Raw genomic sequence first — 23,951 nt, 5'->3', positions numbered from 1 at the left:
TGCCGCAACAAATCCTGCTCAAAATCGGCAGTGAAGGCGGCTGTGTGCATTCTTTGGGCTCGCTCGGTAGTGATCTGTGAGCAACCCGAAGCGAGGTAGCGCAGGCCGAAGCGATCATGCACGTCATTTACAAATCAACGATGGCGTTCGCAGGAAGCATCAGCGCCGAGCAAGGCCTCGGCTAGGCCAAGCGTGATGCCGCCAGGCGCTAAAAGCGCCCCACTATAGCTGGCGCTGATGCGCAGTCTTCAAACAGGCGCTGGACCCGGCCGGCTTGATGCCCCCAGGCAAGCCTCCTTTAAGCCTCGGCGTCAAGAAGCACGCGGCGGAAAAAGCCCTCTGGGGTACAAGCCACACCAAACGACTCAAGCACAGGCCCGGGTTCCGCCCCGCGCCCTGAACCGCTCTGGATTTGTCTTACGCGCAGAATCAGCCACACACTTTTGCTGCGCCGACTTTATACGATAGCTAACTAATCATTAGTTACGTAACTTCTATTTCAAATAACAATTGGATCCAAAGTATTGAGAAAAATAATATTGTTACAGCAAACCCTTACATGCGTTACTTGAGATCTGCTGATTGCTATGCATTCGCATTAATAATCTTCCTACACAACGAAACTTTAAATCCCCGGCGTCTTATTAATAAATATAAACAAACCCGATACCTAAGTAGCATATACACCACTAGTGGCAAATTGGAATTATGGCAGTGCCTTGGTGAAAATCCTGCCTACCCTATTCGCAGCCATTCATTGTTTCTGAAAGCAGTACAGGAACCTGACCCATGAAATTCAAATCCTTACAAGCGCGTATTTGTACAACAGCCGGTGTCTGTCTTTTTCTTTCGTGCGCCAGCCTTGTGTTGTATGGGCTTTATTCTTCGAAAGCCAACGAAGTGTTCGTTTCCACCGAGGTCTCTAAACTAGTTCAGGAAGCGACCATCCGCGAAGTAAAAAACCTCGCTGAATCCCGTGCCACCGCCATCCAGGCCAAATTGCAGACCGCACTGGATGCCGCTCGGGTGATGGCCAACACCTTCGCCACCAGCAAAACCGCCAACAGCTCATTGCTGGTGGGCCGCGAGCAGATCAACGCCGTATTGCTGGGTGTGCTCAAGGATAACCCTGAGTTCAACGGCACATACTCGTGCTGGGAGCCCGATGCACTGGACGGCCAGGATGCCGCGCACCGCGATGGCCAGAACGGCAACAATCCGACGACGGGGCGCTTCACCCCCTACTGGACCCGCAGCGCCGATGGACGTGTCGCCGTGCAACCGCTGGTGGAATACGACACCCAGGATCGCCATCCCAATGGCGTGCTTAAAGGCGGCTGGTACAGCGGCCCGCGCGACACTCTTCAGGAAAGCGTGCTGGACCCGATTCCCTATGTGGTCCAGGGCAAGAATGTCTGGCTCACCACCCTTTCTGTACCGGTGGTCGTGAACAACAAGTTTTATGGCGTGGTGGGTGCCGACTACAACCTGGACTTTATTCAGAAAATAAGTGAGGAAATGTCAGCGGACTTATATGACGGCAAGGGTTCGGTGTCGATCCTGAGTAACCAGGGCCTTGTGGTCGCGGACAGTCAACGTGCCACGTTGATCGGTCAACATTTAAAAGCGCTGATACCCGATACCTGGGAGAAAACACTCGCCGATATCAAGTCCGGCACCGGCGGCGGTCATTTAAATGAAGCCACACAAAACATTGAAGTCTTGATGCCCATTACGCTGGGCCGCACCAACAAACCCTGGTCCATATTGATTCGACTGCCCAAAGCCGTGGTGATGAGCCAGGCGATTGCGCTGGAACAGGCACTTGAGGCTCGCAGTAATAACAGCAGCGTCTTGCAGGTCCTGGTCGGTCTGGGTGTTTCAGTGCTCGCCTTGATTGCCCTGTGGATCGCGGCCGGTAAAATTGTCGGGCCCATCAGAGACTCAGCCACACTGGCGCTGCAGATCAGCCAAGGCGAATTTTCCAAACGCCTGAAAAAGACATCCGAAGATGAAGTCGGGCAACTGTCTGTTGCGCTCAATGAAATGTCCGACAGCCTGCAAAGACAGGTCAAAGTGGCCGAACGCATATCCGAAGGCGACCTTGATCTGGAGGTGACCCTGTCATCGCAAAATGATCAGTTGGGCAAGGCATTGCAGCAAATGGTGCGCAATCTCAACCACCTGATCATTGAAGTGCAAAGCAACGCCACCCAAATCACCGGCAGTTCGGCACAGGTCAGCGAACTGAGCCAAAACCTTTCCGACGGCGCGGCCAACTCTGCGTCTTCTATCACCGAAATCAGCGCGGCCATGACCCAGATGGCGGCACAAACCAACGAAAACGCCGAAAACGCCGAAAAAGCCGACGAACAATCGCAATCCTCACGCTCCGATGCCGGGCAAAGCGATCAATTGATGAGCGAGCTGATCGCGGCCATGGCCGAGATTGATGCCTCGGGCAAAGACATCACGGCCATCATCACCACCATCGACAACATCGCCGCCCAGACCAACCTGCTGGCGCTGAACGCTGCTATTGAGGCCGCGCGGGCCGGGGAACTGGGACGCGGGTTTGCGGTGGTCGCGGACGAAGTACGTAGCCTGGCCGCCCGCAGCGCCGAAGCCGCCCAACAGACCGCAGCGCTGATCGCCGATTCTTCGGTCAAGACCCAGCGGGGCATGGTGATCGCCAGCCGCACCGCCAGCTCACTCAAGGGCATCGTGACCGGCACCAGCCAGGTCTCGACACTGGTGTCGTTGATCTACCAAGCCTCCAGCGAACAGGCCTCCGGGCTGCGCCAAGCCAGCATTGGCCTGGAGCAAATCGATGAAGTGACCCAGCAAAACAACGCCAGCAGTCAGGAATGCGCCGCTGCCGCACAGGAACTGTCCGAGCGCGCTGCAGCGATGCAGCGAGCCTTGAGCACGTTCAAGGTCAAGAGGGCCTGACGGGCGCAAAGGCCAGGCACGTAGTGGCGCGTATCGCGGCTGGCCCACGTCGGTAAACCAGCCTTGATACCTTCCGAGGTTTTTGAATATCAAGGTATGGGCCGCGACGCTCGAATGGCGTCGTGGCCCAGGGCGCAGGCACTGTCAACGTGCACATCAAAGCGACTCAGTACAGAACACTGATGATGTGACAATCCGGGTACGCTCACTCAATATGCCCGCGTTACAGCAACCCGGCACGCCGATCTCCCGTCAACAGATAGTCAGCGTTTCCAGCCAGAGCCATCGCCAACAGAAATGAATCTGTCGGGATCATCGGGTTCGATATCAATAGTCAGACGCTCCCGTACCACGGCACCCTGGAGGTTATTGATCATGGTCCCGACTTTGGCCGATTGCAGGATGGCCCTAAGCTTGGGCAACGACTCGCACGACGAATTTCATCAAGTTGCGTCCGTGAGGTCACAACCTCGAAGCACGCAGAACGCTAGCCTCGATAAATTGTATCGGGTGCCCATGCGGTGAAATCAGTGCGCTGAACAATATGTTGGTCTCCAAAACCATCCGCATTAGCGCTTACGAGCCCATTGAAGTGCTTCATCAACCATCGAGCCCATATTCTCCTCGCTGACTGCGGTATTGGCTTGCTTGGTCTGCTCAGCGGTCAGCTCCAGAATATGTGCGCGCACAGCCTCTTCGATAAAACGGGACAAGTCTCCTTTCCTGCCGCCTTGACTGGCCAGAAACCTGCGCAGGGATTGATCTGTATCGGTAGAGAAAGCAACGTTCCAGCGTGTGGTAGTCATGATTTTCTAGGCAATAGGTGTTTGTGTGTTTATACACCGACCCTGGAGTGTTTTCATGGGCAGATATTCAGCACAGTTCACGCAAACCTATCCTTCATGGACCGGCTTCAGCCAGGAAGAAGCCAGGGCGCTCGTTGCATCCGCATCGCTTGAAATACCCCTTCCAGCTAAAGCCGATCCCACGGTGCGAACACCTACAGAACCCAGCCGCGAGCTGTCAGACAAGACCGTTCAACTTTTGAAGGGCAGTTCATTACGGGTTTGTTTTCAAGGGATCACCTTTCGCCATAACATCATTTGATATAGAGTCTATACATCAAACGATTAAAAGGACTCAATCATGTCCACCGCCATTCGCGACTATCTACCTGCAACGGCCCCGGAAACGGGTTTCTGGCAGCAACTGGGCGTTCCGCCACGGGGCGCTCAGCTGTATGCCGCGCTGCGTGAAGGATTGCCTTACGAAGTGTTCGAACGGTTGGCGCAGTACACGGACATCACTCGCTCGACCCTGGCCATTCATTTGGGCATTGCGCCTGCCACGCTGCAACGACGCCTGAAAGTGCGGCAATTCAATGCCGAGGAGAGCGATCGTCTGTTCCGCCTGGCTGCCGTCTACAAGGCCGCGCTGGACCTGTTCGAAGGCGATACCCAAGCCACACGGCGCTGGCTCGCCGAACCGGTACGAGGCCTGGGCAATCGCCGACCGCTGGAAATGCTCGCCACTTCAGCCGAAGCCCAGGCCGTCCTGGACCTGATCGGCCGCCTTGAGCACGGGGTCGTGGCTTGATCAGCGTTTATCGTCTGGTCAAACGAAAGTGGCTGGCTCAGGCGTTCGACGGCGAAGGTGCGAGGCTGTACGGCGGGCGCTGGAACAGCAAGGGCAAGGCCTGTGTGTACTGCGCGGGCAGTGAATCCCTGGCGCTGCTGGAAGTGCTGGTGCACCTGGGTAATTCCACGGTCATCCAGCATTACGCCATGCTTGAGCTGAAGCTCCCTGAAGAGCACATCCTCAACGCCAGCCCGGACATTCTGCCCAACGACTGGCGCGAAGAACCCGCTCCGCCCTCCACCGCCACGTTTGGCGATAACTGGCTGGAGTCCGGGCAAAGCCTGGCGCTGGCCGTGCCCAGCGTGATCATCCCGCGTGAATCCAATTACCTGCTCAACGTCCAGCATCCGGCCTATCTCGCCATGGTGGCCCAGGCACGGGAACTGGATTTCCAGCTGGATGAGCGGTTGCTCTAGGCGCTTGGGAAGTTCCCCTTCAACGCCTCCAGGCCGCCTTCATATACCCCCTGAAACAACGCCTGAGCCTCAGCATCGGAAACGCCGTCAGGGGTAAAGCGGCCAGACCAGGTCACCAGCGTTTCGCTGTCGCCCGCCGCTTCGACCTTCAACGTGGCGAGGTAGTCAGTGACCGGGAATGGCCCTTCAGTGATGGAGTAGCTGTACATGCGGGCCTGATTGTCGAAGGTTTCCAGGCGCTCGACGATCACGGCGCCATCGACCGTAGTGAGCTTGCGCAGACGCCCGCCTTCGGCCGTTTCGCTGCTGGCAATGAACGGCAGCCAGTCCGGGAGTGCAAGAAAGCCACCGACCAACTGCCATACGGTGTCTGCAGCAACCGGGAGACGCAGGGATGCAGAGGCTGTTGCCATGGGAAATACTCCAGAATTGAGGTCAGGTAAAAGCGTTCCCCGTCTTGCTCGGGTGCCGCAGAGAAATGCACCCCATTGAACACGCCCTCCCCCGGTTTTGAAAGCCCGTCATGAGACGAGTGCTGCCGATACGACTGAGCGCCATGCCGGGCGCAGTGTTTGCGGGACACCACATGTTTCATTGGCGAACGAGTCGTTGCCGGAAACGACCCGCGCAACACCTCCCTCACCGCATATCCGCATACGGCGTCACCGGTTCGATCGGCATCGGCAGGTTGCCTTGCCATTCATCGAAGGTGTAACGCAGGTACAGCATGGCGCGGCTCGGAGCGTAGCCTTCGCTGTGTTGCAGGGAAATGCCGGAGCCCAACACCAGATGATTGGTCAGACGGCGTTCGACCTTCGCCTGCAGGCTAACGCCGATACCGGAGCTGCTGCTCCCGGCGCTGGTCAGTGATGTGCCGGCGTCGACATCCAGCCCGGCAGCGGCGGCCTGATTGAACAGCTTGGCCGCCGGACCGTCCAGAGGGTACAAATCGCTGTCGTCGGTGGTCGAGAACGACCAGCCCACGGAGGTTTCCAGTTGCGCTGACCAGTTGGCGTTACGCCAGGCGTAGGTAAAGGGCACGCCAATCGAGTAGTACTGTTGCGGGCTGTAGTAACCGCCCTGCCCCAGGGTGTACTCGCTCAAGTCCTTGTCATAGCCCCAATACATGAGCGTCAGGCCGGTGCGCATGCGTTCGTCGGCGCGGTCAACCAGCCGGTAGTAATAACCGGTCATGGCCGAGAGCCGCTGGTTGTCGACCACGTTTTTGCCGCGCAACCAATGGGCGCCGAAACTGGCCCATACCCCATCCACACCGCCTTCGTCATGGCTCAGGCTCAAGGTCACGCCGTTACTGGTCACGCCGCCCCAGCGCGTACCGGTCACAGGGTCGACGGCACCGGCGTAAGACACCACCGAATTGGTCATGGGGCGACGTGAAGCGGTCAGCGTCCAGCCGATGGATTTCCAGTCACTGCTGTAACCGACGCCGCCGAGCCAGTTGCCCACTTCGAACCCTTGTGGCGTATGGCCCAGGTCCAGCGCCCATTGGGCGTTTTTCCAGCCTACGGCCAGGCTTGGACCGCTGGTGCTTTGCGAGGTGCTGCGGCAGCCATTGGGCACCAGCGCTCCGGTGGCGCGGTCACGAAACTGTACGGCGCAGGTGCCGAATTCTTCCCGGTGCAAGCCATCAGCGTCGGTATCGAACTTCGTGGCTTCAAGGTCCACCTGCTCGGCCTGGACAAAACCCTGGCCTTGGGCAAGCGGCGCGTCGATGCGCAGAATCGTCGTCTGGGTCGTGAGGTCGGAAATCCCCGGTGCCGTATTGTCGGTGCGCCAGGCGAAGTCCCGGTAGAGATTGACGGTCGGATTTTGCGCCTGGTACAGCTCATCGACGTCGCTGCGCACACTGCGCGCCAGCCACTCGTCAGTGTCTTTGGCACGACTGGCTTCGGTCATCGCGATGTGGTTTCGGGGGCTGGCCTGAGCCGGTGAAATCAAGCCTGCGGCGGCCATGCTGCGCGCGTAGTTATCCAGTGCCTGTTGCGGCTGATCCTTGGCCATCAAGCGCGCAGCGTCGCGGTAGATCAACGGATCGGTCTGCGGCGTCTTGAGCAGGTTGTCGAATAGCCCACGGGCCTTGTCCTGCTCGCCCACCGCCAGCCAGGCATTGGCCAGGCGTCGCTGCCACGGCGCCGGGGCCGAAGGTGCCACGACGAGTTTATCCAGGCCTGCACGCGCTTGCGGGATACGCCCCAAGGCGATCAACGCTTCAATCAGGCCCAATTGAGCCTCGGCATTCTGCGGCTGAACCTTGAGCACCTGACGGTAATAGTGTTCCGCCTCGGCAGGGTCTTCACGCTGCGCGGCCCAATCGGCCAGAGTGCCCAGATCATCCACGGTAGGATGACGCAGCAACAAGGCGATGGCTTGGGGTTCATGCCCGGCATTGCGCAGTTGTTCGGCCCGAGCCAGCAATTGCCGACGTTTGATCCGGGTGTCCAGCTCGCGCATGTTGTCAGTCCAGGCGGCGGCCGGGATTTGACCGAGGGTGGTCAACACTTCGCTGTCGCGGTTCTCGTTGGCCAGGTACAAACCATGGGCATAGCGCGCCTCGGGATTGCGGCCTTGGCGGGCCAGCAATTGACGGAACGCATCATCAGCCTGACGCGGTTGCCCCAGGGCAATCTCGGCGGCGGCCAGGCGGTAGGTCAGCCAGGGGTTGTCCGGGTCCAGCACGCGGATTTTCTTCAACAGCGGCACCAGCTGTGCCCAGTCCGAACGCTGGCTGGCCAGGTCCGCTTGCAGGTTCAGGCGTTCAAGTTCGATGCTCCGGCGCAGGCTGGCGAATTCCGCTTGGCCGCTGGCTGGCAACGTGTTGAGGAAGGCTTCGGCCCGCTCGCTGGATTGCCCGCGATACAGCCGCACCAGCGCCCGCACCACGCTACCGTTGCTTGGGTCGACCTTGCGCGCTTGCAGCAACAGGGCTTCAGCCGCGATGTCATCGGCCTCGGCCATGGCGACATTGGCCAGGCCGATCAAGGGGTCGGCGGAGTCGGCCTTGAGGCTGCGCGATTGCTGATACGCCTTGCGTGCCGCCGCGTAATCCTTGCGTTGCAGGGCTTCGTCGCCCTTTTGCAGGATCATCCAGTTGCGCGTGACCGCCTGCAGGTCCTGCCATTTGCTGATGTAATCGGTGTCCTGCTCCTTGGCCAGCGCCGTGGAAAATGCCTGATACGCCGCCGGGTATTTGTTTTGGCGCATCAAGGCCGTGCCCAAGGCGCCATAGAGGCTTGAGTCTTCGGGATACACCTTAAGGGCGCGGCGCAACAAGCCTTCGGCGGTGGCGTTGCCTGTGGCGATGTCTTGCTCAAGCAGGTGCTTGGCTTTGACACCCGCTTGCCAGGCGGGATCGGCCAACAAGCCTCGCTGCAAAGCGAGCTGTTGAGTGGCTTGCCGGGCAAAGGGTGAATACGGGTAATAGCCGATGAATGCCTGCCAGGCCTGAGCCGTGCGGGCATTGACCGGCAACTTGATCAGGTAGTTGTATTCCCGCTCGGCCGCATTGGCACTGGCCTGAGGGTCGCCTGCCAATTCATGGAGCACGGCCAGCGCTTCGTCGTTGCGATCTTCGGCAAACAGAAGCCCGACCAGCATCTGCCGCACGCCGGCATTGCCGGGATAATCCCGATCCAGCGCCTGCACATGACCCAGCACGACCCCGCGCTGGCCCGGGATACGGCTGCGGGCGCTCCAGTATTCCAGGGCCATCGCCAGGTCCGGCGGTTCTTCGCCGAACAGTGCTTCGAACGCCCCACGGGCTTCCTCGAAACGCCCCGCCGCCGCCAATAGACGCGCCTGCTGCAACTGGCGCAGGCCGTCCGGGCTCTGCAACTTGATCAACGCCTGAGCCTGACGCAGCGCTGCCGAGTGGGGGCCTTGCTGGCGCAGACGGGTCATTAATTGCTCGATCCAGGCCACGTTCTGCGCCTGGGTCTTGTCGGCCAGCGCCTGACGAATCTCGCCCACCAGCACTTGAGGGTGGTCGGGGGCTATCAGCTCCAGGCGCGCCAGCGAGTCGCGGACCAGATCATCGCGCTGCAAGGCTTCCCCCATACGCATCTGTTGCAGCAGCCATTGCTGTTGTTGTTGCTGCGAAGCAGCGAACGCCTCGGCGCTCACGCAGGACAGCAACAGGGTGCCGCCCAGGGCCAGGACCTTGAACAGGCGAAACGGGAGTGCCGGGTTCACTGCGCGCATGGACGTTTCCAGTTCGGTTGCAAGCGTCCATCCTTGTCGAATCGATAACGCTGTTCGTCCCAGCCCTGACCAAACATCAGCAGTGACTGGTTGTAATAGGCATCGGCCAAGGGAGGTGATTGATTCAGGCGTTCACGCTGAGCGGCAAGCGCCGCCGCCGTCGACGCTTCCCTGGCCAGCAAAGGCAGCAGGGCGGCGGAAAACCCCACCGGGCCTGTGCCCTGATCCTTGCCGGTGACGGCATCGACCTGTTCCGGCACATACCCAAGGCGCGCAGTGGCCTCAAGCATGGGTCTGAAGTGATCAAGCAACACATTGCGCTCGGCTGCACCGGGGGCCAGCATGCCCAGCCACAGATAGACACGAATCGCGTCGTAGCTGCCCGTTGCACCCTTGGCGTCAGGAACGAAGCCTTTTGCGTCCTGCCACATCACCCAGTCCGGTGCAAAACCTTTGGGTGAACCTTCGATCCACAGGCGCCGGGCGTTTTGCGCCACTTCGCTCCAGACCGGCGCGATCAGCGCGAAGCGGGCCAACAGTTGCGGGGGCAGATAACTGGGGTTCAAACGCCAGCCCTGACCGGCCTCAAAACCGTAATCTGCTGGCAGCAACATCAGACCCAGCCCCGGCAGCTTGCCCAGGGTTTGCGCGGCGCTGCGCCACAGCATGTGATTGCCCAGGGCCAGATAATCCGGTCTGCGCCACAGACGGCCGGCTTCAAGCAGGCTGTAGGCAATCCACAGGTCAGCGTCGCTGGCATTGTTGCTGTCGAGCACGCGCCATTGGCCGTCCTTGTCCAGGCCCCACTGCCAGGCGGGCAGACGCCGGTCAAGATCGCCGCCCGCCAGATTATTGCGGGTCCAGGTCAACAGCTGTTCAAAGCTTTGGGCGTCGTTGGCCACCAGCGCGAAAAACAACCCGTAGCTTTGCCCTTCGGACGTGGTGATCTGTTGCGCGGTCGACGCGTCGATGACCCGACCGTCCGCACTGATCAACTGCTGCTTATAGTTTTCCCAGGCCGGCCAGGCGCATTGGCTCGCGCCCAGCGTAGGCCCTGCCAATACAGGCAAGGCAGCAAGCAGCAACGAGCGGACGCGGGTCAACGGTTTACTCTTCATAAGCCAGACGACGACGCGCCAACAGTTTGAGGATGCGCCAGGTCAGGAACGCGGTGAGTAGCACACCGAACACCGCCAGGAATGCCAGCAGGATCGGGTGCTCGGACAGCTTGAACCAGAGCATCAGCCACCATGGCAGGTTGCCGACGTAATACTGATCGCCGACCATCTGGCTGTGCACGCCACTGCTGCGGATCAACGCCACCGAACCGGCCACCGCCTCCATCTTGCCGCTGTCATTGAGCGTCTGGCGCAGTAATTCGAAGTCGGCATCATCCGTGGCCAGCAAGGCCACGATGCTGCGTTGCTCATGGAAAGGCGATTGCAGGCCGACAATGGCGGCTATCGGGCCCTTGGCCGACACCTCGACACGGTTGGCCGCCGGGTTGCCCGCGCCCTGGCTCTGCGACGAACCCGGCCCCTGATTGTTCGCCTTGAGCAGCCAGTCCCGGGAACGGTCCAGAAGCAGATTCATGTCCTGGTTATCGCGCATGTCCGGGGCGAAGGAGCCGAGGATCAGCAGGTCCGCATCGTGCCGGGAAGCCTCTTCCCAGTTGTCGCTCAGGAGCAGGTTCATGGCCGGCAGACCCGAGCGGGCCGAAATCCCGGCCACCGCCTCGAGGTAGGTGCTCAGTTGCACGGCGCTGGGCTGCGGCGGCATCATCACCACGGTCTCGGACAGATCCGCCATGCGGCTGTACGGGAAACCGCTGCGGGCGAACGCGGCCAGATCCGGCATGGCGATGTAATGGTGATAGCCCGACATATCGATGGTCGACTGATCGTCGATCACCGCCTGGATATCCACCGGCAACGACGTCTGGCAGTGATCACGCTGGGAACTGCTGGTGGTCGTGGCAAAGCTGAAATTGAACTTCAGGTTGTTGCGATCACCGATTTTCAACGCCGGGACCGACAGTTTTTCGCTGACGTTGGCCGACTCGCTGGACAGCACCGCCAGACGCAGTTCTTCAAGCCGGTCATTGCTGTTGACCAGTAATGGCAAGCTGGTGATGAACTGGTTGTTGAGGCTGATGTTCAGTCGCGAACCGTCGTTGTAAGGCGGTGGCGTGTAGCGGTACTTGGTTTGCAGCGGGATGCCCTGGTTGCGCCAGACAAACAGGTCCGGCGGCAGGTTGATATCCAGGCTGATGGGCAGAGGTTGCAAGCCGGTGGCGCGCAATTGCTCGGGGTACTTGATCAGCTCGGCGAAGCGCACAGCCCGATCGGTGCGCATCCAGTTCGGCGCATCGTAAGGCTGGCGCGGCTGAATCTGCTGCACCTTGTCGATGACGACCCGCTCCCCCCGAAACAGATCGCCGCCCAGCGCCAACGCTTGCGCAGCCACCACCAGATCGGCTTCGTCACGGCCCAGCACCAGCAACACCTTGCTGTAGCGGTCATTGGGGTTGTCGATCATCTGCACCACCGGCGCCTCGACCGCCGGGAACTGCTTCAGGTCGGCCAGAAACGCAGGACGATGGCTGTTGGTGGCGAACACGATGGACGAGGTCACCGGTGTCGCCGTCGTGGCAACGGGCAACCGGTCAAACAGCACCGGGAATTGCGTACCGCGCCACGCCGCCTGACTGCCGAAATACGAGGCCAGAATCCCCGCTGCCCGCTGCTCGCCCTGAGTCGGAGACGCTGCGAACACCATGGTCAGCACCGGCTCGTCATAGCCGCGTGGATCGTAGAAAGGCGTGGGGAAATACGCCAGATCGTTCTTGACGATCAGCGCCTGTTCTTTCAACGACACCAGGCTGGTGCGGCTGATATTGACCCACAGCGTGCTGTTGGAAGGGTCTTCGCAAATGTCGGTGTAATGGCCGACGAACTCCAGGCGAACCCGGTTGAAGTCGCTGACCAGACGCGGGTCAAGATCGACCTGGCGCACGGTCTTTTTACCCAACTGCTCCTTGTCGATGGGGATCACGCTCATCAACACATCGTTGAGGTAGACCCGCAGATGCGACAGCGTTGGCAGCAGCGCCGGTGACGGCGTGTATTCCAGTTGCAGCTTCGCGTCGCTGGCGATGCGGTCGCGGCGCAGAGTGAACTCGAACTGATCGGTGGTGTGGGTGCCACGCAACAGGCTGTCAGAAGCCCGCCCCAACTGTTCGAACGTGCGCTTGACGTCCCAGGTCGGCGCAAGGCTCACCTCGGGCGAATCCACGAGTGGGGCCACGACCAGCGCTGGCGCCTTGGGGGGTTGCTCCTTGAGGGGCTGCGCCTGAGCACAACCGATAGCCAGCGACAACAGGCCCAGCAACGTGAAACTGAAATAGCGACTCATGGTGCGCATACCGATCGAGAAGTAGAGGAAAGGGGTGAGGCCTTGGCAAAACGCGGCACATAGCTGATCAGCCAGGCGAACAAGCGCACCACGGGACGGGCCAGGGTGCGGATCCAGGCAGGCACGTATTGATACAGGCGGTAATAACCCGTGGCCCCCAGACGCAGCACGTCGATAAAACTGTGCAGCGGGCGGTCCGGGACGAAGTCGTCGTTCCAGTTCAGCCAGGCGTCGGCACGGGCGAACGTGCACTGCACGTAGTCGATCTTCTGTTGCGAAGACAGCTCATTGAGGACGATGCCAATGAAGTGCTTGTGGCTGCGGCTGACGATGCCGGGGAACAGAAACTCGCGCTCGCCGCGCTGCATCATCAGGCAAACCCGTTCACCCAACGGCAGTGCAAGCTCGACGTCCAGCTCGACGCCGGTACCGCCATCGGAGTAGTCCACCAGCATGCCTGGATAGAAGCGTCCGTTTTGCAGACGCACCGCCGCAGGCAATCTGGCCTGCACCCGCTGGGTGCGGCGCACCTGGCGCACTTCAGCGGCAATCGCCACGGCAGAACCGATGATCAACAGGTTGTAAATCACCCACAGGCTGCTGACCAGCGTGGTGCCGATCTCATTGGCTGGCCCGTAAAACAAGCGCCACACTGCAAACCCCAGGCCCGCGATGTTCAGCACCGCCAACACCAGATACGGCTTGGCGATCCCCCAATCGAACTGGTCCTCGGTGATCAGGCCGCCTTTGGCCGTCACGTTGAAAGTGCCTTTTTTCGGATTGAACAGCGCAACGGTGGTGGGCCGAGCGATGTACCAGGCCAGCACGGTTTCATAGACCTCCCCCCAGAACGTCAGGCGGTATTCGCCCTGCATGCGGGAGTTGGTCAGGCTGGCGTGAACCATGTGCGGGATCACGTACAGAACGATCATCAGCGCTGGCGCATAAATGATGTAGGCGTGCATCAGCAGGAACGCCAAAGGCGCGGTGAGGAACACCAGACGCGGCAGGCCCGCCAGAAAGTGCAGCATCGCGTTGGCGTAGCAGACGCGTTGGAAAAAACTCAGGCCTTTGCCCAGCAACGGGTTGTCGGTGCGGAAAATCTGCGCCATGCCCCGGGCCCAGCGAATGCGCTGACCGATGTGCGCCGACAGGCTTTCAGTGGCCAGCCCGGCGGCCTGGGGGATGCGCACATACGCCGAGTTCCAGCCCTGGCGATGCAGGCGCAGCGCGGTATGGGCGTCTTCGGTGACGGTTTCCACGGCGAAGCCCCCGATCTCGTCAAGCGCGCTGCGGCGCAGCACGGCACAGGAACCGCAGAAAAACGCGGCATTCCACATGTCGTTGCCGTCCTGCACCAGGCCGTAGAACAGCTCACCTTCATTGGGCTGATGGCGAAAGGTATGAAGGTTTCGCTCGAACGGATCCGGCGACAGGAAGTGATGCGGAGTCTGCACCAGTGCCAGCCTGGGATCGCGCAGAAACCAGCCCACCGTGAGTTGCAGGAATGAACGCACCGGCACGTGGTCGCAGTCGAAAATCGCCACCAGCTCGCCATCGAGTTGCGTCAACGCATGGTTAAGGTTGCCGGCCTTGGCGTGTTTGTTATCAGTACGGGTGATGTAGTTCACCCCGGCCTGTTCGGCGAACACGCGGAATTCATCGCGTTTGCCGTCGTCGAGAATCGAGATGCGCAACTTGTCGTGGGGCCAGTCGATCCCCAAAGCGGCGTAGACCGTACCCCGCACAATGGACAAGTCCTCGTTGTACGTAGGGATCAACAAATCCACCGTGGGCCACAGGCGCGTGTCGCGGGGCAATTGCGCCGGGGCGCGGTTCAACGGCCAGCAGGTCTGGATATAGCCCAGCAACAGCACCAGCCAGGAAAAGGTTTCGGCAATCAGCAGCAAGATGCCGCAGGCCAGGTCCAGCGGGCTGTTCCAGTTCAGGGTCGCGGTGTAGCGCCACCACAGGTAACGGCAGGAAACGATGACCGACAGTACGATCAGCAGCAGCGTCGGAAAGCGCCCTGGCACCCGGCGAATCAACATGGCCACCGCCCACAGCAGGATCACGAATATCAGCTGCGACAGGTAGCTGAACGGCTGGGTGATGCACACCAGCACGAGCATCAATCCGACCACCGCGCAAAAACCATTGAGCCACTGCTGTTGGCGAGGGTCCAGACGCTGCCACCACTGGGTGCCGTCGTGCATGGCCTTGCTCTGATTGACCCGCTCAGGCAGGGCGTTGAGCACAACTCCCGCACGATGCCAGGTCTGCCTGATCATCTGACCTGCGAGGCTTATCCAGTGCGGGCTCGAGCGCCGTCGGAACTGCGGCCATGGGCGAGCCACCAGCAGCCAGAGGCTTTGCAGCATGATGCGCAGCGGATCACCGGCACTCGGCGTTTTGCTGGCCAGATGCGGGTACCAGCGCTGGCGTTGCTCGATCAGGCACTGCCAGACAGGCGACTCCAGGCGCAAAAACAACCAGGCCAATGCCGTGAACGAGGCCAGCATGAACGCCGTGGGCGGATAGCAGTCGTAGCGACGGCGCAGTTGCAGGTAAGGAAACCAGTGAGCCGTCATGTCAGCTCCCGGCGTCGTGTCAGGCACCAGGTCGCCAGACTCAGCGCGTCTTTCGCCGCAAGGCTGTCCGGTGCGTATTGCCCCACCGGCTGCTTGCACGCCAGCGCTTCGCACATGGCTTCATCGGCATGCACCGTCAGCGGCAGCAGACGCGCCGAATAGTGCTTGCGCCAAATGAGCAACAGGTCCCGTTGCAACTGCCTGCCCGGGTCGAAGCGGTTCACCAGCACGGGGCTATTCATCGCCTGCTGCAACAGCAACACATGGCAAGCGGCGTCGGCCTCGACCACCTGGATCGGAAGCAGGCAGGGACCCACCGCGCTGTGCCCCGGCAAGCGTTGCGGCAGGTCGAACAGCAGCCAGTCATAGTGCGGCGCCAGACTCGCCTGACGCCGTGCCCAAAGCTGCGGGTCAGCCACCAGTTGTTGCTCGATGCTGGCCGACTCATCGGCCGTCAAGCCGCCATAAGGCAGTATGTGCAGGGTTGGCGTCAGGCCCCAGGCGTGTGTGTGCCAGCTCTGACCATCGAGCATCCCTCGCGCCCAGCCCGACGCCTGCTGCGCCTGCAGATTGCAATGCAGGCGCAGCAGGTTTTCCGGGCACATGTCGATCATCAGCACCCGTTCGCCGAGACTTTCCAGGGCATAACCGATGGCCGCCACCAACGAAGTGGTGCCGACACCCCCGCGAACCCCGCGCACACTCAGTGATGTCACTTGAGCGCTCCGAACTTGTCCTGTTGCACCGGCTGGGCAACCGGCAGCGGCGGTTGCTCGTCATGGGCGTCAGCGGGCGTGAAGTCCGCCAGCAATGGCCAGCGCTTGAGCGCGCGGCTCAACTCCAATTGCGCCGAAATATCGACATATTCCAGGCTTGGCAGGTGCAGTTCGGCCTTGAGCCGGGCAATGTCATCGGCCCGCTCGTTACGCGACAGAACCTGGTTTTTTACTTGAATCTTTGCGGGTAAGGCAGCCATGCGCCCTTCTCCTTGATCCGAACGTAAGGCTTGCCCGCGTAGTCGAGGACAACGGTTCCGGCATTTTCCGAGACCACCGGGGTTTGCGGCAGATTGGCCAGCAGCGCCTGCCAGTCCGGGCCCAGCCCGTCGCCCTGAGGTGGCGCGGCGTAGAGGCGCGAGATGATTTCCGACAAGGCCAGATAACTGCTCGGCCCGGAGACGTGAATCGGCTCGGTGCGCGGGTTCTTGCCCATGCCCACCAGCTTGATGCCCACCGGTACATGGGTAATCGACGGGCTCGGGATTTCCCGCATCCCGGCGATCTGCATACGGTCACCGTGCAGGGCCGCGCCGTGCTCGGGCACGATCACCACCGCCACGCGACGTCCGCTTTTCTCCAACTCTTTGAGGAAGGCGCTCAGGTCGTCTATCAACGTCTGGGCACGGGGCTTGTACTCTGCGCTCTTGGTGCCGCCGTCCAGGGTCAGAGCGCGGTTGCCGTCATGCAGCGTCGTGGTGTTGTAGAACAGCGCCACGCGTGAAGCGTCCTGCGCTTCCCGGTGCTGCCACCATTTATTGAGCACGTCACGGTCACGCCAGATCGGCGAGCCATCGAAACCCACCAGGGCGCGTTGCAGGTTGGCGGTACTGACTTCCGGTCCCGGCAATGAACCCTGGTCGCGGACTTCGTCGATGAACCCTTCGAACTGACCGGTGTGGTTGAGCATGACTTCGCTGTTGAAGCCCAGCTTTTTCAGGTCATCCATCAACAGGCATTGCTCGGGCGCCACGCCGTAAAGCTTGCTGTGGGGTTGCTGGCCGCAACTGGCGCGCAACAACCGAATGGCGGCGGGCCCACTGTAGGAAGTGGCCGAATTGAAGTTGTCGAAGACCATGTCCATCTGCTGCAACAGGCTGTTGTCGTGCAAACCCACGGCGTCCAGATCATCCCAGGCCATCGAACAGATATTGATAAGCAGCAGGTCGAACGGCTGGGCAGCCGACTGCGACGGCTGGAACACCACTTGCCGACCGGCTTCGGTGCTGTAGAACTTTTGCAGATACGCGTCCAGCGTCGGGCTGTCCGGCTCGCCGCTGACAATCGCTGTGCCACCGGCAACATTCAGTTGTGTCGTGCTTTGCGGAGCAGGCGCATGCATGGCCATCAATCCCGCCCCGCCCAGCCAGGCAAAACCGGCCAGGGTCAGGGTGGTCAAACGCAGCCATTGGCGCACAAAGAAATACGCCACCACCAACAGCAGCAAGGCGCCGCACAGGTTCCAGTCGATGAAACGCCCGGCCAGTTCCAGCAGGTAATCCCCGGTGAAATTCAGCACCCCCGGTTGATCCAGCAAGCGACTGAACGGCGGCAACCAGGTGTCCTGATAAAACAGCGCCACGCCCACCGGAATGGCGATCAAGGTGCGCAGCAGCCTCAGATAGCGATTGCCCAGCGGCACCATCAGTACGGCCGCAAACACCATGTTCGGCAGGATCTGCAGATTCAGATAACCGGCCCACAGCAGCGCCAGTTTGATGATGAAATACAGATTCCATAGCCCCAGACCCGGCCAGGTCCAGGTGTTTTGTGCGGTGGCCTGGCTCACATCAATACGCTCAGGACTGTTCATCAGCGTTCCTCACCGCGGGCACCACAGGCGTGCGACGGCGCACCCCACGTGGCTGCAAATAACGCGGTGGCAGATACCGCTGAAACCAGCGACTGAGACGCTGACGGAAACTGCGCAACACCAGCATGAAGGCCACGGTCATCAGGCAGCTTGCCGCCATGACCTGCAGCAGTTGGGTGTAACTCATGAACACGGCTCCGACAGCGACAGCGTGATGCGTTGCGGCACATAACCGGTCTGGACAATCGCGCGGGTCAAATCAGCGCTCACCTGTCCGGTGGCCAGGCGTGCGGTTTCGGAAACCTGAGGGGCGTCAATGAAGTCCTGGCGCGGCAGCACGTCCGCGGCAGAAAGCACCTTGCACTCGCTGAACATGTCCCGCCACGGCAGACGGCAGATATTGCCCAGCGCAGGCTCCAGCCCGTCGCCACGGCAAGCGAACAGAAACAGATAGAAAACGCCATCGAGTACGCAGGCCACGTCGCCAAAACGGCGCAAGGTGATCTGGCTCAGGTACTGCTCAATGTTCAAGTCGCCTCGCGGACGCAGGCGCAACAACTGGTGAGCCAGCTCCCCTGAAGCACCGCCGTAGATCTGGTCGAGCAGCTGGATGAATTCCCTGGGCGGCAATATCCCGCGCTGGGCCGGGGGCCGCAGGCGTTCAAACAGCGAATGGATATCGGGCGTCTGGCGATAACGCCAGGTCTGCCCTTGAGCGCTCTCCACCATGCTGAAGAAGTTCGCCAGCGTGGTGTTGGAAGGCACGATCAGATTGGCCCCGCAGGCGTGCAGCAGACGCTCGTCGCGGTAACGCAGGCAAGGCTCCATTTCCCGCACGATGATTTTCAAGGCCGGGCCACATTGCTCGCGCAACGCATACAACTGCCGAGCCAGGGGTTCGACGTCCTGGTTGGTTTCCAGAGCCACGATCACGCTGGCAGCACGGGCGTGACCAGCCTGTTGAAGCAGTTCGTCACGGTGCTCGAACAGGCGCCACTGCTCAGACAACGGCGGCGCCCCCTCCAACACTGAACGCTGGGTCAGGTAGATGCGCTGGTCGTCGGTACGGGTCTGGGCAGGATTGGACCGCTGAGAATCGCTCAGGGAAAAACCATCGTCGGAGACTTCCAGCTCAAAGGCCTGAGCGGCACAGACACCCAACTCGCTGTGCCAGAAGTTCAGTTGGTAATGAATCGAGCCGTCCTGGCGATACAACTGCGACAAGCCGGAAAGTTGCTCATTCAGACTCAACAGACGCTCATGCAGTAAGGGCGCCTGACCGCTGCACAGCACTAACAAGGTGCAATTAACTCCCATTAACCATTGGCGCGTAGTTCTACACCAGTGCTCTAACTGTTGGGTGTTAAACGTGTCCAGATGGGCCGCAGACAACATCACCACCAGCACGCTGCCCCGTACAATATTGATTCGGTGCAAATCCGAAGTCAGTGCCTTGAAAGCCAGACGGGCGCGCGCATCATCGGACATGGCAAACAGACGCAGCGTAGAAGGACCGCAGTCCTCAGCCATGGTCTGAACGACCGATTGAGGATCGATGCCGCAGCCTACCAATGTAGCGACAGCCTCTTCAGGCAAGGACGATAAAAACTGGCGAGCCATGAATTGCGCATCGGTCGCATGATCCAGGGCAACCCAATATAACCCTCCCTGGCGCAGCAACATTTGCTCATCCTGCAGATGCCGGATGGCTAACATGACTTGACCCACAACCTTTTACTCCAACGATCCGAATGCAATAAGCGACAATCAGCCTGAACGGCTAACTATCGGCAGAACTACCAGAACTTTAGGTAGCCAGAAAAAAGATCATGAGTATCCGACGCCGCGTTTTTTGCGACGGTATTGATCGTTATCGTTGAACGACAAGAATCACTCACAATGAAAAACTGAATGGGAAACCGCCCGAGGTCGAACAAGTCAATCCGATGGGGCCGCCTAAATAATGTGCCATCAAAGTGACACTGTCAATATTTTGTAACAGAGAATTGAGCCTTCGGATGAACGGCAAATTTCCGTCACAAAATTGGCGACTTAAAAGTGTTGAGGGAGGTGACGAGCACCATGCCAGTGAGCGGTTAGCTAGCTATATAGCTAGCTATTCCGAGCGGCGACTCGGGTTGATTCATGCTGGGTGATATCAACGGTTAACCGTTTTACACGGCTCCCAAGATCCCGGCCATGCGCTACCTGACTTCATAATACGAGGCAAAAACACTCATGTTCGAGCGGGTTTCGGGCAGCACGTACACCACACCATTCGTGTCACTGAACGCCGGGCTGACCAGTTTTCGGTAGAAATCGGCCGGCACGTTGATGCAGCCATAGGAAATGCGCTTGTCCTTGATAGTGGCCGACGCTAGACGCTCTGTACGGCGCTCTTTCGGGTTGCTGGTCACGACAGGATGCATCGCAATGGCATTTTTATAGTCCACCCAAAGAATTTCTTCGCCTTTGAGGTTGCGGGCCAGTGAGGCGACAAAACGCCCGGCGGGGGTTGTGCGCTCGTACGGGCGAATGCTTGATAGCTTCCGGTCCCCGATGCCGGGTACGGAGTCATCGCCGATTGCCAACCCCAACAGCGCCGGAGCCGTGCCGCCGAGCTGACCCTTGGCATTGAACACCAGAACGCGGGCCTGCGCCTTGTCGATGATGATAAAGGGCATACCCAGATTATCACCCGAGTCCACAATCCAATTAGCGGTGTCTCGGGCCGCTTGGGACACATCGTTGTTCCTGAAATCCGCACGCGTGGAGGTGGATGAAGAACCCGGCTGGCCGGCCGGTGCGGAAGCGGAAGGGTGAGGCACAGGTGCAGCCAGTGCAGGCAGTTGGAAAACAGACGCAACGGCCAGCAGACTAAAACAGACGAGTTCAGATGCCAGAAGAAGAACTTTCCTCAGGGCGGTGCTTTTTTTTGCCCTGGGCAAAAGGTGCAAGGCAATACTCCCATCACTGCTTATGACGCGCTCAACGCTCCAGCAGCCAGGGCCTGGGCCCTGACTGTCGATTGGGTTGGCGTGGTTTATCAACCCGCTATGCGAAAGCCGTGTTTAGTTGCGCTCCTGTTTAGGCAAATACACGGGGGCTTTGTAGACATAAGGTATCTGGTGGACCGGCGCTTTTTCCGATGCCCTGACCGGTACCGGCAGGATTGGCGTGACCTGCGCCAACTGATTGCCTGGCACGTTAATACCGGTCCCGACCACGGTAAGCGCGGGCAACAACGGGGCGTACGAGTTGCCATGATTCGGGTAGGCAGTGGCAAGCGGCCTATCGGGGTCGCCCGAGTTGCCGGTATCGGGAGTCGTTGCCCCCCGGTAGGCCTGCACCGGCAAGCCGGGTTGATTAGAAGCGACTGGCAGCTCCGGCAGGCTCGCGCCAGGGGAAGTCGCGCCGGGAGAGGTCGAATCTGTAGGCGTTGAGCCAATCGGCGTCGAAACCGGTGATGTCGAACCAGGCACCGTCGAAACCGGTGGCGTTGAACCAGGCACTGTCGAATCAGGCACCGTCGTAACCGGTGACGTCGAGCCTGGAGAGGTCGGTGTTGGATCGCTGGATGTTGGATCTGCAGGCGTCGAGCCTGGAGGCGTAGAGCCGGGATCGGCCGGATCGGTCGGTGTTGGATCTGTAGGTGTCGAGCCCGGTGGCGTCGAGTCCGGTGGTGTCGAGCCAGGATCGGTCGGATCGGTCGGATCAACCGGTGTCGGATCGACCGGTGTTGTAACCGGCGCCGCCGTGATCAACAAAGTGCCCTGAACGTAGTTGATCAAATAGTTAGCCGGATCAAAAGTTCCAGCCGTCGCATTGCTGGGCGTGATCCGGTAAGGATTGCCGGTTATCGGGGCGGTCGCGGCTGTTCCGGGGCTCGTCACTGTGACACTGCCAACGGTCTCGTTATTGACCAGTCCGGTCGAGGTGAAACCGGAAGTCGGAAGAACAATCGTCTGACCGAACTCCTTGGTGGCGTCGTTTGCAGTGATCGTCAGTGGGGCCTGCGTAATGCTCGCCAACGTGATTCCAGTCCCTGGGGTACCTGCTGCTGCCGTCAGGCTATCGAACGGCGCAAACAAGGCAAACAGGTTTGCATCGGCACCGCCAAGCGAATAACCACTGTAATTCACCGTTTTGCCAGTGCCCACGTTTGGAGAATCAAACGTCGCCGTGCCGGCCTGCAGCGCAACATCACCTGCCAACGTCGGGTTGCCTTGCAATGACAACGTCGCTGCAGTGTTGCCGTCGTAAACCTTATTGTCAGCCTGGACAAATACCCACATGAACGGCGTCAGCGTGGCGCCTCCGGACAACGTGAAATTGCCGGTAAAATCCGTTGGCGTCGCGTAAGAGACGGGCGCGTAATAAATCCTGACGGTGGACAGCGGCCCTGTAACAGCAGGCGTGACGCCGGCAGCGAGGTTTACCATACCGACACCGGTGCCATCATTTGCGCCCACGAGCAATACATTACCGTTGGTCGCAGTGAACATCGCGTTGATGTTGACATTACGGCCAGCCACCATCGTGATATCGCCGCCGGTACCGCCCCCCGTCGCGGTCACTGCGGCGTTCTGGTTGACATCACGGCCGGCAATCAACTTCAGATTGCCTCCGGTCGTGGTGATGGCTTCCTGCACGACCACATCACGATTGGCACTCAGGGTCAGCGTTGTCGGGGCCGTCCATGTCACGGCCTCCTGGACAAGAATATCGCCGTTGCCTGTGCCTGGAGCGTTTGTGTAGGAGACGTTGCTGGTCTGCAAGTTATTGGAGACGTTGCTGGTCTGCAAGTTATTGGAGAGGGTGGTGCCTGAAATATTGCCCGAACTCGAGACAACGAAATCAAGAGGGTCTATCAGCCAGGTTCCCGTCGTTCCAGCGGGCGCCAGCGTAGTGACCGTTGAGCCATTTGCGACATTGACACGGGCCGCAGAGGTCTCGATAAAGCCTCCGGAACCGCCATTGGGCGCACTGGCATCCAGCGTGCCGGCAACGTTCACGGTGCCGCTCTGCATATCCCCCATCAACATGATGGTGCCGTTGCGATTTTCGATGGTCTGGGCCCGAATGACACCGGTATTGTTCACGCTGGACGTCAACAGATTGCTCGCCGACTGAGCGGTCATCAGCACCCGACCGCCATCCGCCTGGATCAGCCCGCCGTTCTGCACCAGCGCATCTACAGCACCCTTGTTGACGGCCACATTGAGCAGCCCATCACCCGCCACATCCAGGGTGAACGAGTTGCCCGCCGCCAGTGCGACAGTGCCCAGTTGCGCCTGGATAACGCCCTGGTTGCTGACATTGGCACCGAGCAGAGCAACAGAGCCTCCATTGGCATTGATCGAACCGTAGTTGACTACGCTGCCGTCCCCGGTGCCTTCAAAGTTGTATTTACCCGCCATGAAATCGCTGTCGGTGATGTTCCGTGTAGATCCCACCAATCCGCCGACATTGACCGACGCGCCTTGACCGAATACGACACCGTTCGGGTTGACCAGGAACACTTTGCCGTTGGCGTTCAGGCCCCCCAAAATACTCGAAGGGTCCGAACCCAGCACACGATTGAGCGCCGTAGCGCTGCTGTTGGGCTGCACGAAATTGACCGACTCGCCCGTTCCGATGTTGAAACTCTGCCAGTTGATGGCGGCATTCTGGCTCGTTTGGGTAATGGTCGTGGTACTGGCACCCGAACCGATCGTGGCACTGCCCGCCGACACCGCTCCGCCTACCGGTAATGCATAGACGTTAAATCCGGCCGAAAGCAGAATGGCAGTGGTCAGCAGCTTCAGCGTGCAATGGACAGGAATCATCACGGATCCCTCGCTTCGGCCTGCCGCTTTCTTGCCGCCGGTTTTCGCATTTTCCGAAACGGCCACGAAGGTGCCGGTCTTGGCACTCCAGATTGATTGGTAACGGGTATTCATGGTGTTTACCTACTTGATTCAGGCATTGCTAACGTGGGGTGCGCTGCGGTAACCGGGCCTGCGATCAAAAATACTTGACCATCTGGACCCAGAAGCGACCATTCGAATCGGGCGCCGAGGTCGCTTTTTCGCCACCCAGCTTCTGCGCGTAGTAGGTCTTCACGGAGAAGTTATTGAAGTCGAACCAGTTA

General features: G+C 59.9%; 17 protein-coding genes and 1 pseudogene. 4 read left to right on the top strand and 14 right to left on the bottom strand.

All coding sequences use genetic code 11. The annotated features are described in order from the left end of the window. The first annotated feature begins 789 nt into the window (after window positions 1-789). Complete coding sequence (locus A7D21_RS28440; protein WP_069553242.1) at window positions 790-2,952, top strand: methyl-accepting chemotaxis protein; 2,163 nt, start codon at window positions 790-792, stop codon at window positions 2,950-2,952. Window positions 2,953-3,108: 156 nt separating this feature from the next. Here the strand turns inward: A7D21_RS28440 and A7D21_RS34795 are convergent. Both A7D21_RS34795 and A7D21_RS28435 read right to left on the bottom strand, forming a co-directional pair. Then, window positions 3,109-3,522 (bottom strand): annotated as a pseudogene (locus A7D21_RS34795) (putative toxin-antitoxin system toxin component, PIN family). Next, window positions 3,522-3,758, bottom strand: coding sequence for a ribbon-helix-helix domain-containing protein (locus A7D21_RS28435; RefSeq protein ID WP_069553241.1), 237 nt, complete (start codon window positions 3,756-3,758; stop codon window positions 3,522-3,524). The pseudogene A7D21_RS34795 and the gene A7D21_RS28435 overlap by 1 nt, the downstream one beginning before the upstream one ends. A 55-nt stretch (window positions 3,759-3,813) precedes the next feature. On the opposite strand from A7D21_RS28435, the gene A7D21_RS35575 reads away from it, so the two are divergent. From A7D21_RS35575 to A7D21_RS28425, 3 genes are read left to right on the top strand one after another with little or no spacing between them, the layout of a single operon-like run. Next, window positions 3,814-4,059 carry a hypothetical protein gene (locus tag A7D21_RS35575; protein ID WP_141718282.1) on the top strand — a complete coding sequence of 82 codons (246 nt, stop codon included), beginning with the start codon at window positions 3,814-3,816 and terminating at the stop codon, window positions 4,057-4,059. 39 nt (window positions 4,060-4,098) lie between these two features. After that, window positions 4,099-4,548 carry an antitoxin Xre/MbcA/ParS toxin-binding domain-containing protein gene (locus A7D21_RS28430; protein ID WP_069553240.1) on the top strand — a complete coding sequence of 150 codons (450 nt, stop codon included), beginning with the start codon at window positions 4,099-4,101 and terminating at the stop codon, window positions 4,546-4,548. Then, on the top strand, window positions 4,545-5,006 hold the full coding sequence (locus A7D21_RS28425; RefSeq protein ID WP_069553239.1) for an RES family NAD+ phosphorylase: 462 nt from the start codon (window positions 4,545-4,547) through the stop codon (window positions 5,004-5,006). Before A7D21_RS28430 ends, A7D21_RS28425 begins: the two co-directional genes overlap by 4 nt. On the opposite strand, the gene A7D21_RS28420 is transcribed toward A7D21_RS28425, so the two are convergent. The 12 genes from A7D21_RS28420 to A7D21_RS28365 all read right to left on the bottom strand — a co-directional run bounded on the left by A7D21_RS28420 (window position 5,003) and on the right by A7D21_RS28365 (window position 23,760). Further along, window positions 5,003-5,419 (bottom strand): SRPBCC family protein, encoded by a 417-nt coding sequence (locus A7D21_RS28420; protein ID WP_069553238.1) that lies wholly within the window; start codon window positions 5,417-5,419, stop codon window positions 5,003-5,005. The genes A7D21_RS28425 and A7D21_RS28420 overlap by 4 nt on opposite strands. A gap of 226 nt (window positions 5,420-5,645) precedes the next feature. Next, a complete protein-coding gene (gene bcsC, locus A7D21_RS28415) occupies window positions 5,646-9,224 on the bottom strand; it encodes a cellulose synthase complex outer membrane protein BcsC (RefSeq protein ID WP_083272256.1) in 3,579 nt (1,192 codons plus the stop codon). Beyond that, a complete protein-coding gene (gene bcsZ / locus A7D21_RS28410; protein ID WP_069553237.1) occupies window positions 9,212-10,342 on the bottom strand; it encodes a cellulose synthase complex periplasmic endoglucanase BcsZ in 1,131 nt (376 codons plus the stop codon). The genes bcsC and bcsZ overlap by 13 nt, the downstream gene beginning before the upstream one ends. Beyond that, on the bottom strand, window positions 10,332-12,638 hold the full coding sequence (bcsB, locus tag A7D21_RS28405; protein WP_141718281.1) for a cellulose biosynthesis cyclic di-GMP-binding regulatory protein BcsB: 2,307 nt from the start codon (window positions 12,636-12,638) through the stop codon (window positions 10,332-10,334). The genes bcsZ and bcsB overlap by 11 nt, the downstream gene beginning before the upstream one ends. Then, window positions 12,635-15,229, bottom strand: a complete 2,595-nt coding sequence (gene bcsA, locus A7D21_RS28400) for a UDP-forming cellulose synthase catalytic subunit (protein ID WP_069553235.1) — start codon at window positions 15,227-15,229, stop codon at window positions 12,635-12,637. The genes bcsB and bcsA overlap by 4 nt, the downstream gene beginning before the upstream one ends. After that, window positions 15,226-15,945 carry a cellulose biosynthesis protein BcsQ gene (bcsQ, locus tag A7D21_RS28395; RefSeq protein ID WP_069553234.1) on the bottom strand — a complete coding sequence of 240 codons (720 nt, stop codon included), beginning with the start codon at window positions 15,943-15,945 and terminating at the stop codon, window positions 15,226-15,228. The genes bcsA and bcsQ overlap by 4 nt, the downstream gene beginning before the upstream one ends. Further along, window positions 15,942-16,205 (bottom strand): cellulose biosynthesis protein BcsR, encoded by a 264-nt coding sequence (gene bcsR, locus A7D21_RS28390; protein ID WP_069553233.1) that lies wholly within the window; start codon window positions 16,203-16,205, stop codon window positions 15,942-15,944. The genes bcsQ and bcsR overlap by 4 nt, the downstream gene beginning before the upstream one ends. Continuing rightward, complete coding sequence (gene bcsG / locus A7D21_RS28385; RefSeq protein ID WP_069553232.1) at window positions 16,175-17,818, bottom strand: cellulose biosynthesis protein BcsG; 1,644 nt, start codon at window positions 17,816-17,818, stop codon at window positions 16,175-16,177. The genes bcsR and bcsG overlap by 31 nt, the downstream gene beginning before the upstream one ends. Continuing rightward, the gene (bcsF, locus tag A7D21_RS28380; protein WP_069553231.1) at window positions 17,805-18,005 is read right to left on the bottom strand and encodes a cellulose biosynthesis protein BcsF; all 201 of its coding nucleotides are present in this window, start codon (window positions 18,003-18,005) and stop codon (window positions 17,805-17,807) included. Before bcsF ends, bcsG begins: the two co-directional genes overlap by 14 nt. After that, window positions 18,002-19,534, bottom strand: coding sequence for a cellulose biosynthesis protein BcsE (gene bcsE, locus A7D21_RS28375; RefSeq protein WP_256556612.1), 1,533 nt, complete (start codon window positions 19,532-19,534; stop codon window positions 18,002-18,004). Before bcsE ends, bcsF begins: the two co-directional genes overlap by 4 nt. 488 nt (window positions 19,535-20,022) lie before the next feature. After that, window positions 20,023-20,775, bottom strand: coding sequence for a hypothetical protein (locus A7D21_RS28370; protein ID WP_256556610.1), 753 nt, complete (start codon window positions 20,773-20,775; stop codon window positions 20,023-20,025). Window positions 20,776-20,889: 114 nt separating this feature from the next. Further along, window positions 20,890-23,760, bottom strand: a complete 2,871-nt coding sequence (locus A7D21_RS28365) for a filamentous hemagglutinin N-terminal domain-containing protein (protein ID WP_069553228.1) — start codon at window positions 23,758-23,760, stop codon at window positions 20,890-20,892. Window positions 23,761-23,951: the final 191 nt, after the last annotated feature.

Source organism: Pseudomonas sp. AP19, assembly GCF_001728855.1.
GTDB lineage: Bacteria > Pseudomonadota > Gammaproteobacteria > Pseudomonadales > Pseudomonadaceae > Aquipseudomonas > Aquipseudomonas fluorescens.
Note: the sequence above shows the minus strand (reverse complement) of the source record. Positions and strands in the feature narration are given on the sequence as shown.